The organism is Agromyces larvae (assembly GCF_022811705.1).
Lineage (GTDB): Bacteria > Actinomycetota > Actinomycetes > Actinomycetales > Microbacteriaceae > Agromyces > Agromyces larvae.
This window is the reverse complement of record NZ_CP094528.1, coordinates 2,851,719-2,864,348: the sequence shown is the minus strand read 5'-3', so window position 1 is coordinate 2,864,348 and position 12,630 is coordinate 2,851,719. Positions and strand designations below refer to the sequence as shown.

The window sequence follows — 12,630 nt, the reverse complement described above, 5'->3', positions numbered from 1 at the left end:
GGAGCAGCGATGAGCGATCCGGCCGTCACCAGCGCACCGGCGGCGTCGACGAAACGACGGGCCACCTCGCTCGCGCAGCTCGCGCGGCGACCGGCCGAGAACGCCGAATCGCTCGAATCGGTCGCGCTGATCATCGGGGCGCTCGCGTTCGCGGTGGGTGCGCTCGCCGCGCTCGTCGCGTTCTGGAACCGCGACGTGCCGATCTCGGGGGCCGGGTCGATCGGCGAGTTCGTCGCGATCAGCGGTGCGCTGGTCGCGATCGCGGCGTTCGTGCTGGGGCGGCTGGTGCTGCGGTCGCCGAGTACCGCCCTGCAGCGCGACGTCGGTCCGGGGCTGGCGGTCGCGGGTGCGCGGCTGCACTGGTTCGACCTCGCGGCGCTCGCGCTCGCGCACGGCGCGGTCGTCTTGATCGCCTGGCTCGGCCTCTCGAACGTGCTCGAGCGCAGCTTCATCGGCGCGGTCGTGTTCACGCTGCCCGCGGTCGCGTTGACCGGGGTCGGGCTGGCGGTGAGCGCCTACGCGGTGTTCCTGTCGGCGGCACGGCTCACCCCGATGCTGCTGTCGCTGGTGCTCGCGGTGTTCCTCGTCGTGGGGGCGATCGCCAGCATGCTCGGGGCGAGCGACCCGCTGTGGTGGCAGAAGAACCTGTCGGCCCTGGGCATCGGCCACGATGCATCCGCCATCGCCTTCAACGTGACGCTCATCATCGCCGGCGCGATCGTGACCATCATCGCCCGCTACTGCACCGCCGCGCTGCCCACCTCGACGCCGCTCGACCGCCGGCACCGCAACGTGGTGCGCAACGGGCTGGCGCTCATCGGCATCTTCCTCGCCTGCGTGGGCATCTTCTCGGTCGACCAGTTCTTCTGGGTGCACAACTCGGTCGCCACGGGCATGGCGGTCGCGTACGCGGTCGTCGTGATCGGGTTGCCGTGGTTCGTACCCGGGATGCCGCGCCCGTTCGTGATCCTCGGCTACGTGTACGTCGCGGTGATCGTGGTGCTCGGTGTCTTCTTCGCGATCGGCTACTACAATCTGACGGCGGTCGAGCTGGTCGCGGCGGTGCTCATCTTCAGCTGGATCATCTTGTTCCTGCGCAACTCGAGCGCGATGAGCCAGGCGGATGCTCCGGAGCCGGCGCCGCCCGTCCCCGCCTGACACGGCGGACGACGGAGGGGCGGATGCCGAAGCATCCGCCCCTCCGTCGCCGGGTGGATCAGGCGCCCGAAAGCGCCCGCGCCTTCAGCGCGTCGTACTCGGCCTGGTTGATCGTGCCGGAATCGAGCAGCGCCTTGGCCTTGGCGATCTCGTCGGACGGACTCGCGGAGGCGCCCGCCGTCTGCCGGATGTACGCGTCCGTCGCCGACTGCACCTGCGCCGCCTCCTTCTGCGCCCGCTCGGCCATGCCGTTGCCGCGCGCGATCAGGTAGACGAGGGCGGTGATGAACGGGAAGAACAGCAGGAAGATGATCCAGACCGCCTTCCACCACCCGTTGAGCTTGTGGTCGCGGAACAGGTCGCTGATGATCGCGATGACCGCCCACAGGTAGGCGAAGAACGCGAAGATCCAGATCGTCCACCAGACGATGTCCCAGAAACTCTGCCAGAAACTCATTCGGAGGCCTTTCTTCGATTGTGAGAGTCGACGCGGGGCGCGTCGACGGGTCGCAAGCGAAGGGACGGGCGGCTGACGCCTCGACCGAAGTTGCTCGATCTCCCCCCAGATCTTCGTGTTCCCCCTCTGCACACTACCGCGGCGAATACCCGGAATGGCAAGGAATGTTCGGGTCTGCGGCGAGCGCGGCACGTCGAGGCGGATCCCCGCGGGGGGCGTGCCCGCCCGCTATGTTGCAAGCAACGAAGTGCCGATGTGCGATGAGGGGAACGCAGTGGGCAACGTGATCGGGCAGCTCGCGCCGCGGCCGCTCGCGCACGGCACGCGCGTCCTGGTCACGGCGGCGGCTGCGGTCGTCGTGTTCGCCGGGATCTGGTTCGCGCAGGGCATCCTCGCGCCGGCCGCGATCGGCGCGGTGATCACGATCATCGCGGTGCCCGTGTACGCACCGCTGGTACGGCGCGGTTGGCCGTCCTGGTTGGCGACGACCGCGGTCGTGGCAGTCGGATGGCTCATCCTCGCGGTGCTCGCGCTGCTGCTGTTCGTGGCATCCGCCCAGTTCGTGCGCATGCTGCCCGACTATGCCGACCAGTTCCGGATCGCCGCCGGCGGCCTTCGGAGCCTGCTCGCCTCGCTGGGTCTCTCGGAGGCCGCCTCCGACGCCGCCGGGTCGGTGCTCTCACCCGACACCTTGGTCGCCTTCGCGACGTCGGTCGCCGACACGGTGCTCGGTATCGCCACCGCGTTCTTCTTCGTGTTCGCGTACGTCATCTTCATGGCCGCCGACGCGGCCCGATTCGCGCGGCTCGGCGTCGCGTTCGGACGCGGGGAACCCGACCGCATCGGGCGGCGGTACTTCTCGGGTGTGCGCCGCTACTACGTCGTGAACGCGACGTTCGGTGCGATCGTCGCCGTGCTCGACGGGCTCGCGCTGTGGTGGCTCGGCATCCCCATCCCGCTGGTGTGGGCCATCCTCGCGTTCGTCACCAACTTCGTGCCGAACATCGGGTTCGTGCTGGGGCTCATCCCGCCGGCGGTGCTCGCGCTCGTGGTCGGCGGGTGGCCGCTCGCGCTCGCCGTGATCGCCGTGTACTGCGTCGTCAACGTCGTGCTGCAGGTGCTGGTGCAGCCGAAGTTCGTGAGCGACGCGGTCGACCTGAGCCTCACGCTCTCGTTCTTCTCGGTCGTGTTCTGGGCGTTCGTGATCGGGCCGGTCGGGGCGATCCTGTCGATTCCGCTGACCCTGCTGGTGCGCGCGCTGCTCATCGCGCCCGAGGGGCGCGGCGGTGCGCTGTGGCGGTTGAGCGGCAACGCGGCGGCGGGCGCTCAGGATGCTGCGAAGCATCCGGATGCCTCGCCGCCCATCGAAGGGGGAGCCGATGTGGTGGAACCGGAAACGCGGACCTGACCGAGTGCCGCCCGCGCCCGACGCGCCCAGCGATCCCGGCGCGCCCGGCGCGACCCCGCCGGCCATCGCCCACCGCACCGCGTTCATCCTGCTCGGGCTGGGCGGTGCCGCGGTCGCCTCGTTCGGCATCGCCGCGATCGGATCGATCTTCACCGCGGCGTTCTTCGCGCTCGTGCTGACGATCTGCGTGCACCCGATCCGCACCTGGATGCAGGGTCGCGGGGTTCCGCGCGGCATCGCGACGGTGTCGGTGCTCCTCGCGGTCGTGCTGCTGCTCGGTGCGTTCGCGGGGGCGCTGTTCCTGTCGTTCGCGCAGTTCTCGTCGCTGCTGCCCTCGTATCTGCCGCAGCTGCAGGCCGCGCTGACCGACTTCGGCGCCTGGCTCGAAGGGCTCGGCATCGGCGCCGAGCAGGTGCAGCGCATCCTGGACTCGTTCGACCCGACGCAGGTGATCGCCTTCCTCGGCGGCGTGCTGGGCGGTGCGGCCGGGTTCGTCTCGTCGGCGGTGATCCTGCTCACCCTGCTCGTGCTGATGGCGATGGACTCGTCCTACGCGTCGCCGCTGCTCGAGGGCATCGGGCGCCGTCGGCCCTGGATCGCCGTCGGAGTGGGCCGGTTCACGTCGGGGGTGCGGCGCTACATGGCCGTGACCACCGGACTCGGCGCCGCCCAAGGCGTGGTGAACTGGATCGCGCTGGCGATCATGGGCATTCCGGGGGCGCCGCTGTGGGGCATCCTCTCGTTCCTGTGCAGCTTCATCCCCAACATCGGATACTTCATCGCGATCATCCCGCCGCTGGTGTTCGCCGCGCTCGTCGGCGGCTGGCCGCTCGTGGTGGCCGTGATCGTCGTGTACGGCCTCATCAACGGCATCATCCAGTCGGTCATCCAGCCGAAGGTGGTCGGCGACGCGGTGTCGCTCAGCCAGTCGCTCACGTTCATCTCGGTGCTGTTCTGGGCGGTCGTGCTCGGCCCGATGGGCGCACTGCTCGCGGTACCGCTCACGCTGCTGGTGCGGATGCTGCTCGTCGACACCGACCCCCGGCTGAACTGGATCAGACCCGCGCTCGGCGAGCTCGACCAGACCAAGCTCGAGATGCGGGTCGAGGATGCCGCGGCGAAGGCCGAGCGCAAGGCCCGCAAGTCGGGGTAGGTCTCGAGCGACCGCGCGCGGACGGCCCGACTCATCCCCGGCTCCCTCGCCGTCGTCGTCTGCGCCATCGTGTTCCGGCGCACGGCGCTGGAGTTCACCATCGAGGATGCCTGAAGCCAGCGCTGCCGGTTCCACGTGCGGGCCGGGCGGAGCTACGCTTCCGCGCCCTGCTCCCGCCCGGGCAGCCGCCGAGTCGCCGGCAGCGCGATGAGCGCCGCGGCCCCGCACGCGAGCAGCCCGAGCTTCACCCCGATGAGCTGGGCTTCGACATAGGCGTCGACGAGGTCGTCGACCTGCTCGCGCGGGAACCCCTCGTCGAGCAGAGCCTGCTCGGCATCGGCGGCGGGCACGTACTCGATGCCCGACGCCACCTGGACCGTCGCCCGGTCGGCGACCGCAGCCTCGATGTCGGGGTCGGCCGCGATGAGGTCGAGTACCGCGGTGGCGAGCGCGGCGACCATGAGCGAGCCGATGAGCGCGGTGCCGAGCGACGAGCCGAGGTTCTGAGCGGTGTACTGCAGGCCACCGGCCTCGCTGCGAGCCTCGGGCGGCACCGCCGACTGCACGATGTTGCCGAGCTGCGAGGCGAGCAACCCGGTGCCGAGGCCCACCAGCGCCATGCCGATCGCGAACGGCACGGTCGCGAGTTCGGGTTCGACGGTTGCGACGATGAGCACGCATGCGGCGGCGACCGTCAGCAAGCCTGTCCGAACGATCGTTCGTGCTCCGAAGCGGGTGCCGACTCGCGCGCCCACGGCGGCGGCGAGCAGCATCGCAATCGACGTCGGCAGCAGCCGCAGGCCGGTCTGGAACGCGTCCATGCCCTGGCTCACCTGCAGGTACAGCGGCACCGCGAAGAAGATGCCGAGCAGCACCAGGTTCTGGGCGAGCAGGCTGACGAGCCCCGAACGCAGCGCGGGAATGCGCAGGTTGCGCACGTCGAGCAGCGGCACCCGCCCGCGCCCGGCCACTCGCCGCTCCCACCCGAAGAACGCCCACAGCACCGCCAGGCCGCCGCCGATCATGAACGGCGTGAGCGACAGGCCGAACGGGGTGACGGGCGACTGCAACGGCAGCACCCAGCCCCAGGTTCCACTCTGCAGCACGCCGATGACGACGAGCGACAGGCCGACCGCCGACAGCACCGCCCCGAACCCGTCGAGCCGGAATCGCGCGCGCTGCTCGTCGTCGCGGATCCAGCTGCCGAGCAGCAGCACGATCACGACGAACACGACTTCGCCGGCGAACACCCATCGCCACGAGTACGCGGTGGTGAGCCAGCCGCCGAGCAGCGGCCCGATCGCGATGCCGGCGCCGGCGACGCCGCCGATGATGCCGTAGGCGCGGGCGCGCCCGGCGCCCTCGTAGTTGCCGGCGACCAGGGCTGCGAGCGCCGGCAGCACGAGCGCGGCGCCGGCGCCCTCGATGAACGACCAGCCCACGATGAGCACCATCACCGTCGGCGCGAGCGCGGTCATGAGCGAGCCGACCGCATAGATCACGAGCCCGATGCGGAACACCCGCAGCCGGCCGAACAGGTCGCCGAGCTTGCCGCCGGTGAGCATGAGCGCCGCCATGACGAGTGCGTACAGCGTGATCGCGAGCTGGATGGTCGACACCGTGGTGTCGAACTCCTCGACGAGCTGGCTGATCGACACGCTCATCACCGAGCTGTCGAGCACCATGATGAACTGCGCGATCGCGAGCGGCAGCACCGCGCGCGACGCGGCGGGGGCGCCCGGCCCGGCTCGGGCCGCGCCCGGCGAGGACGGTCCGGATGTCTCGCTCACGGCGCGACCGCCGGCAGGCGTCCGCCCGCGATCGCGTCGAGCAGCGCCGTGTGGTCGCGTTCGGTGCGGTCGGCGTACGCTGCGGCGAACTGCACGAGCGCCCGCGCGAACGCGCGCCCGTCGCCGAGGTAGCCCGAGATCGTGGCCGCATCGCCGCCTCGGGCGTGCGCCCGTGCCAGCACGATGCCGCAGTACTCGGCGTAGAGCTTCATCGTCGACCGCTCCATGCGCTCGGGCTCGGCCGAGCCCTTCCAATCGCGGAACTGCCGCACGTAGAAGTCGCGCTCCTTCCCGTCGATGCCCACGACATGCGTGTGGCCGAGCAGCACGTCGCCGAACGCCTGCAGCCGTCGCTGCCCGTGCACCACCCGCTCGCCCTGGTGGGCGTAGGCGCTGGGGCGGTCGGGGGGCTCGAGCACCGACCGCTGCGCCTCCTTGGCCTGCAGCACGAGCACGTCGCGCTTGCCGTTGCCGGTGAGCAGCACCACCCAGGCGCGCGTGCCGACACTGCCGACGCCGACGACCTTCAGCGCGACATCCACGACCCGGAACCGATCGAGGATGCGTGCATGCGCCTCGGTGAGCGACGACCGGTAGCCGTGCAGCATCGCCTCGACCCGGTCGATGCCCGTCGCCTGATCGATGCCGGTGTGCTCGGCGAGGTCGCGCAGCGGCACGAGCGTCGGCGCATTCGTGCGGAACCGGTACGTACCGCCGACCTGGTCGGCGAGCCGGGCGACGGCGTCGGCGCTGTCACGCTGTCGCGTCTTGGCGATGCCCTTGACCACGCGCTCGGCGACCTCGGGTCGCAGCTCGCCGCGCACCCGCGCGATCATCGCGTCGGCATCGAGCCGGGCGGTCGCCATCTCGAGCACCGGGGTGCGGGATGCCACGTCGATCGCCTCGGCGTAGGAGGTCAGGAGACGGGAGATGATGCGGGCGCGCTGTTCAGGTGCGAACCCGCGCGCGCGTCCCGCGAGCTCGAAGCTCGCCGCCATGCGCTTCACATCCCACTCGAACGGCCCGACGGCCGTCTCGTCGAAGTCGTTCAGGTCGATCAGGAGCGACCGCTCGGGCGAGGCGAACAACCCGACATTCGACAGGTGCGCGTCGCCGCAGAGCTGGGTCTCGATACCCGTGTCGGGCACGGCGCGCAGGTCGTCGGCCATGATCGCCGCAGCTCCCCGGTAGAACGCGAACGGCGACGCCGCCATCCGCCCGTGGCGCAACGCCAGCAGGTCGGGCAGCCGGGTGCGCCCCTGCGCCTCGATGACCGCGACCGGGTCGCGACCGCGCTCGTCCCCGGACGACTCGGCGTGCGCCTCATGCGGGAGCCGATCGCGCACCGCCGCACCCGCGGCCCGGCGCTCGGACCTGGTCGGACGATGCGCGCCCAGGCGGGCGATGCTCGCGTCGGCGGACGCGACGGTGTCGGTCATGGTCGGGCTCCTCTCGATGCGGGGTGCGGAGCCGCGTCGGCATCCGGCGGGCCCGGAGCATCCGTCTCATCGCCCGTGAGGGCGTTCACGAACCGGATGAACACCGTGATCCAGCCGAAGATCAGGCTGAAAGCGACCAGCTCGAAGGCCGTCAGATTCCAGTACGCGATCGGCGCGTACAGCAGGAACCCGCCGATCAGCAGCGCGAACACGGCGTAGCAGAACACGAAGAAGCGCCGCGGCAGCCCGCGCAGGATCGCCGGCGAACCCAGCACCATCGCCGCGAACGCCGCGGCCATGCCCGCGGCGCAGCCGTTGTGCAGGGCGATGCTGACGTCGAGCGGGAACAGGCCGACGCCGGCGAGCATCAGCCCGAGCACGACGAACACGATGCCGTAGAACCGCGGCGCCCAGGGCCGCTCGAGCACGCCTCGCCGGGCCAACGTCGTCAGGTCGCGGGTCAGGTACAGCGAGAACGTGGTCACGAAGACGCCGGCGACGATGAGCGTGCTGTTGAACAGGAAGGCCGAGAAGTCGTCGGCCGTGCCGAGCTGGCTGAAGTGGTACTCCCACCAGAGCGGATCCTCGACCGCTGCGATGCTGCCGAGCGTCGCCACGGCCATGTAGGTCACCAGCAGCGTCGACATCTTGCGCGTCGTCACGGTCGCCGCCGACGAGGAGGTCAGGTAGGCCGAGAACCCGGCGGATGCCACGACCGCGAGCGTGCCGATGAAGGCGTCGACCTCGAGCCCGGCGAAGCTGCGTTGCAGCAGCACGAACACCGCGAGCGTGAGGATCGCCGTGATCGCAGCGTGCACCAGCGAGACCGTGCCGACATCGACCGCGTCGAGCCACGGCCGGAGCCGCCGGCGCCACTGCTGGCCGGGCCTCCGACGCGAGCGTACGTAGGCGGTGCCGGCCGCGCCGGCACTCGTGACGAACACCGCGATGCCGGCGACCACGCCGACCGACCGACCGAGCGCCCACAGCGGAGTCAGCGACCCTGCGAACAGCAGCAGCGCGACCGTCCCCGCCGTCGCGGCGCCCACGACGCCCGCGACGACCGCCTCGGTCTCAGCACGTACGCCTTCATTGCCCGACCCGCTCATGCCGACCGCCCCCTCACGCCCGCCGCCCGCGCGCGGACCCCCGCCAGGCGCGTTCGACCTCGAGCCCGGCCGACGCGACGACCTGGGACCGACGCTACCGCGCGCGATGACGGCGGGATAGGGTCATCGTGTCAGGGGGGAACGATGGCGGATTTCGAGTACGGTCCGGTCGACCTGTACGTCATCGGCTTCGAGGGGGAGCGGCTCGACGCCGACACGTTCGCGGCGATCGCAGAGCTCGTGGATACGGGCCACATCCGCGTGCTCGATGCGATCATCGTGTCCCGGCACGAGGACGGCACCGTCGAGGTGCGCGAGTTCGAAGACCTGGGCGACGAGTTCGACGTCACCCAGGTCACCTTCGAGGAGGGCGGACTCGTCGGCGACGAGGACATCGACGAGCTGGCCGAGGTGATCCCGCCCGGCACATCGGGGGCCGTGCTCGCGATCGAACTCGTCTGGGCGAAGCAGCTCGCGTCGCGGTTCGCCGCCGCCGGCGGCGTCGTGCTGCAGACCGAGCGCATTCCGGCGGCGGTCGTCAACGCCGTGCTCGCAGAGGCGGAGGGGGAGTAGCCATGCCCATCAGAAGAGTCGGTCGACCCGGACTCCTCGGGCTCGCAGCGCGCACCGCGGTCGTCGCGGGCACCGCCACGGCGGTGTCGGGCGGCATGCAGCGGCATCAGCAGCAGCGGGCGCAGGACGAGTACGAGCAGCAGCAGTTCGAAGCCCATCAGCAGCAGGCGCAGTTGCAGGCCGCAGCGCAGCAGGCGGTCGCCCAGCAGCAAGCCGGGGCCGCGCCCGGGCCGGTCGCGGCTGCACCGGGGACTCCGGCCGCTCCGGCGGGCGCTGTCGACATCGTCGCCGAGCTCCAGAAGCTCGCCGCGCTGCAGCAGCAGGGCCTCCTGAGCGCCGACGAGTTCGCCGCCGCGAAAGCGAAGCTCCTCGGGTAGCGCGGCCGAGCGAGTGTGCAACCCCTGTCGCGACATCCGGCCGGCTTCGTACCCTGAGCCATGACCGCCACGCTGCGAGGCCTGTCCACCGTCGTTCCGCCGACCGTGCTGGTGCAGTCGGAGGTGCGCGACGTCTACGCCGCCCAGCCCGGCCTGAACCGGCTCGCGCAGCGGATCCTCACGACCGCGTTCAACGAGTCGGGCATCGAGACCCGGCACACCGTCCTCGACGAACTCACCTGGGATCCGCGCGACGAGGAACCCGTGTTCTTCGACCAGGCCACGGGTGACCTGCTGCTGCCCGGCACCAAAGCCCGCAACGACATCTACGTCGCCGAGGCCTCGCGCATCTTCCTCGAGGCGGGTGCGGCGGCGATCGCGGCCACACCCGGCATCGAGGCATCCGATGTCACGCATGTGATCACCGTGAGCTGCACCGGGTTCTACGCGCCCGGCCCCGACTACGTGCTCGCCCGCGATCTCGGGCTTCCGGCGGGAGTGCAGCGCTACCACCTCGGGTTCATGGGATGCTACGCCTCGATCCCGGCGCTGCGGCTCGCGGCCCAGCTCTGCGACGCGGATGCCTCGGCCGTCGTGCTCGTCGTGTCGGTCGAACTGTGCACGCTGCACCTGCGCAGCTCGAACGACCCCGACACGATCGTCGCGTCCTCGCTGTTCGCCGACGGCGCCGGAGCCGGCATCGTGACCGCGCGGCCGCTCGAACCGGGTGAGCGCGGCTTCGACCTAGACCGGTTCGCGACCCGCATCACGCCCGTCGGCGAGGGCGACATGGCGTGGAAGATCGGCGACCACGGCTTCGACATCGGCCTCTCGCCGCAGGTGCCGCACATCATCGGCGAGCACATCACGGGCGCGCTCGAGCCGCTGTTCGCGGGCGACGATGCGGAATCCCGCGCGCTGTCGCAGGCGCTCGAGACCGATGCCTCGGGCGAATCGATCGCGCACTGGGCGATCCACCCCGGCGGGCGGAGCATCCTGGACCGCGTCGAGGCCCGGCTCGCGCTGCGCGAGGACCAGTTGGTGCCGTCGCGGTCGACGCTGCGCGACTTCGGCAACATGTCCAGCGCCACCGTGCTGTTCGTGCTGCGCGGCATCCTCGACGGGGTGGGCCCGGTCGCGGCGGTCGACGGCGACCGGGTCGCGGCGATGGCGTTCGGGCCGGGCCTGACCGTCGAGTCGGCACTGCTCACGGTGCGGGGCTGAGGGCGCGCGCCGTGGCATCCGCTCGCTTCCTCGCCGAGCGCGACGCCGACGCGCGCGAGCAGATGGACGCGTCCGACGCCGACCCGCGCCTGCTCGCGCGCACCTACGCTCGCTTCGCGCTGGTGAACGCCGTCGTGTCGGGCGCGCGCGACGTCTACCGGCGCTGGGTGCGGCCGCGCCTGTCGCCCGTGTGGACCTCGCGGATGCTCGACATCGGCACCGGCGGCGGCGACCTGCCGCGACGCCTGCTGCGCTGGGCTGCGGCGGACGGGCTGCGGCTCGAAGCGCTCGCGATCGACCCCGACGAGCGGGCGATGGCGTTCGCCACGTCGCAGCCCGCGACGCCCGGGTTGCGGTTCGCGGCGACGACGAGCCGCGCGCTCGCCGACGCCGACGAGCGGTTCGAGGTCGTGGTCTCGAACCACGTGCTGCACCACCTGAGCGGGCAGGAGTTCGGGGCGTTGCTCGCCGACTCCGAGCGGCTGACCGCCGCCGGCGGGGTGGCGGTGCACGGCGACATCGAACGGTCGCGGCTCGGGTACGCGGCGTTCGCGGCCGGCACCTGGCCGTTCGCGGGCAACCTGCTGGCCGACTCGTACATCCGCGCCGATGGGCTGACCTCGATCCGGCGCAGCCACACCGCGGCCGAGCTCGCTCCGGCGCTGCCCGCCGGGTGGCGGGTGCGCCGGGCGTTCCCGTCGCGGCTCGAGGTGGTGCGCGAGGACTGGCCGTGAGCGGGGTGCGAGGTCGATTCGTGCGACCGAGGTCATCGCAACCCGACCTCGGTCGCGCGAATCGACCTCGGTCGGGCGGCGATCGGCGTCACGACGTCGCCATCGTCGGGGGCGGGCCGGTCGGGTTGCTGCTCGGATGCCTCGTGGCCGCGCGCGGGCTCGACGTCGTGGTGCTCGAGCGGCGCAGCGAACCCTCGGGGTCGTCGCGGGCGATCGGCATCCACCCGCCGGGGCTGCGCGTGCTCGACGCGGCCGGCGTGGGCGCCGCCGTGCGCGACCGGTCGGCGCCGATCCGCGACGGCGTCGTGAGCTGCGAGGGCCGCACGCTCGGGCGGATGCGATTCCGCGAACCGGTGCGGGCGCTGCCGCAGCACGAGACCGAGGCGCTGCTCGAGGCCCGGCTCGCGGCGCTCGCACCCGGCGCGCTGCGGCGCGGCGTCGCCGTCACGGGCTGGCGAGATCGCGGCACCCACGTCGAACTCGCGGTCGCGTCACCGCCCGGTGCGGGCGTGATCGCGGCGACCTACCTGGTCGGCGCCGACGGGGTGCGCAGCACCGTGCGGCAGGTCGCGGGCATCGGATGGCGCGAGCGCCGCGGGCGGGCCGAGTACGTCATGGGCGACAGCGACGACACCACGGATGCCACGACCACCGCGCTGCTGTACTTCGAGCCGTCGGGCGTGGTCGAGTCGTTCCCGCTGCCGGGCGGGCGCCGCCGCTGGGTGGCATGGGTGCGGCGGGCGCCGACTCCGCTGGACGCCGAGGCGCTCGCGACCATCGTCGCGACGCGCGCCGGAGCATCCGTCGATCCGTCCTCGGCGGGCGAGCCGAGCGGCTTCACCGCACGCCAGCACCTCGCCGACCGGTTCGCGAACGGACGCGTCGCCCTCGCCGGGGACGCCGCGCACGAGGTCAGCCCGATCGGCGGGCAGGGCATGAACCTCGGATGGCTCGACGCGCAGCAGCTCGCACGCGACCTCGCCGGCGGAGTCGCGGAAGGCGGCGTGCTCGAGGCGTTCGTCGCCTACGACCGGGCGCGGCGCTCGGCGGCGGCGCGCGCCATCCGGCAGGCGCGGTTCAACATGCGGATGGGCGCACCCGCCGCCGGCGCCCGCCTGCGCGCCCGCAACGCCGCGGTGCGGGTGCTCGCGGTGCCGCCGTTCCGGCCGCTGCTGGCGGCCGCGTTCACGATGCGATGGTTGTAGCCG

Annotated in this window: 12 protein-coding genes; 8 read left to right on the top strand and 4 right to left on the bottom strand. The window is 71.9% G+C overall.

Annotation, left to right across the window (positions count from 1 at the left end; all coding sequences use genetic code 11):
- Window positions 1-9 precede the first annotated feature (9 nt).
- Entirely contained in the window at window positions 10-1,158 is a 1,149-nt protein-coding gene (locus MTO99_RS13770) for a hypothetical protein (protein ID WP_243554208.1), read from the top strand.
- Between the two features lie 58 nt (window positions 1,159-1,216).
- On the opposite strand, the gene MTO99_RS13765 is transcribed toward MTO99_RS13770, so the two are convergent.
- Window positions 1,217-1,615 carry an SHOCT domain-containing protein gene (locus tag MTO99_RS13765; protein WP_243554207.1) on the bottom strand — a complete coding sequence of 133 codons (399 nt, stop codon included), beginning with the start codon at window positions 1,613-1,615 and terminating at the stop codon, window positions 1,217-1,219.
- Between the two features lie 274 nt (window positions 1,616-1,889).
- Between MTO99_RS13765 and MTO99_RS13760 the strand changes: the two genes are divergently transcribed.
- Entirely contained in the window at window positions 1,890-3,023 is a 1,134-nt protein-coding gene (locus MTO99_RS13760) for an AI-2E family transporter (RefSeq protein WP_243554206.1), read from the top strand.
- Window positions 3,024-3,027: 4 nt separating this feature from the next.
- Entirely contained in the window at window positions 3,028-4,176 is a 1,149-nt protein-coding gene (locus MTO99_RS13755) for an AI-2E family transporter (protein ID WP_243554205.1), read from the top strand.
- 152 nt (window positions 4,177-4,328) lie between these two features.
- Here the strand turns inward: MTO99_RS13755 and MTO99_RS13750 are convergent, their stop codons facing one another.
- From MTO99_RS13750 to MTO99_RS13740, 3 genes are read right to left on the bottom strand one after another with little or no spacing between them, the layout of a single operon-like run.
- Entirely contained in the window at window positions 4,329-5,966 is a 1,638-nt protein-coding gene (locus tag MTO99_RS13750; protein ID WP_243554204.1) for an MFS transporter, read from the bottom strand.
- The gene (locus MTO99_RS13745; RefSeq protein WP_243554203.1) at window positions 5,963-7,405 is read right to left on the bottom strand and encodes a DUF2252 domain-containing protein; all 1,443 of its coding nucleotides are present in this window, start codon (window positions 7,403-7,405) and stop codon (window positions 5,963-5,965) included. The genes MTO99_RS13750 and MTO99_RS13745 overlap by 4 nt, the downstream gene beginning before the upstream one ends.
- Window positions 7,402-8,514, bottom strand: coding sequence for a DUF998 domain-containing protein (locus tag MTO99_RS13740; RefSeq protein ID WP_243554202.1), 1,113 nt, complete (start codon window positions 8,512-8,514; stop codon window positions 7,402-7,404). Before MTO99_RS13740 ends, MTO99_RS13745 begins: the two co-directional genes overlap by 4 nt.
- A gap of 144 nt (window positions 8,515-8,658) precedes the next feature.
- Here MTO99_RS13740 and MTO99_RS13735 point away from each other — a divergent pair, with 144 nt between their 5' ends.
- The 5 genes from MTO99_RS13735 to MTO99_RS13715 are packed head-to-tail and all read left to right on the top strand — an operon-like array spanning window position 8,659 to window position 12,627.
- A complete protein-coding gene (locus MTO99_RS13735; protein WP_243554201.1) occupies window positions 8,659-9,087 on the top strand; it encodes a DUF6325 family protein in 429 nt (142 codons plus the stop codon).
- Between the two features lie 2 nt (window positions 9,088-9,089).
- A complete protein-coding gene (locus MTO99_RS13730) occupies window positions 9,090-9,464 on the top strand; it encodes an SHOCT domain-containing protein (protein WP_243554200.1) in 375 nt (124 codons plus the stop codon).
- Window positions 9,465-9,524: 60 nt separating this feature from the next.
- The gene (locus MTO99_RS13725) at window positions 9,525-10,688 is read left to right on the top strand and encodes a type III polyketide synthase (RefSeq protein ID WP_243554199.1); all 1,164 of its coding nucleotides are present in this window, start codon (window positions 9,525-9,527) and stop codon (window positions 10,686-10,688) included.
- An 11-nt stretch (window positions 10,689-10,699) separates the two neighbouring features.
- Window positions 10,700-11,422 (top strand): methyltransferase domain-containing protein, encoded by a 723-nt coding sequence (locus tag MTO99_RS13720; RefSeq protein WP_243554198.1) that lies wholly within the window; start codon window positions 10,700-10,702, stop codon window positions 11,420-11,422.
- Window positions 11,419-12,627, top strand: coding sequence for an FAD-dependent oxidoreductase (locus MTO99_RS13715; RefSeq protein ID WP_243554197.1), 1,209 nt, complete (start codon window positions 11,419-11,421; stop codon window positions 12,625-12,627). Before MTO99_RS13720 ends, MTO99_RS13715 begins: the two co-directional genes overlap by 4 nt.
- Window positions 12,628-12,630: the final 3 nt, after the last annotated feature.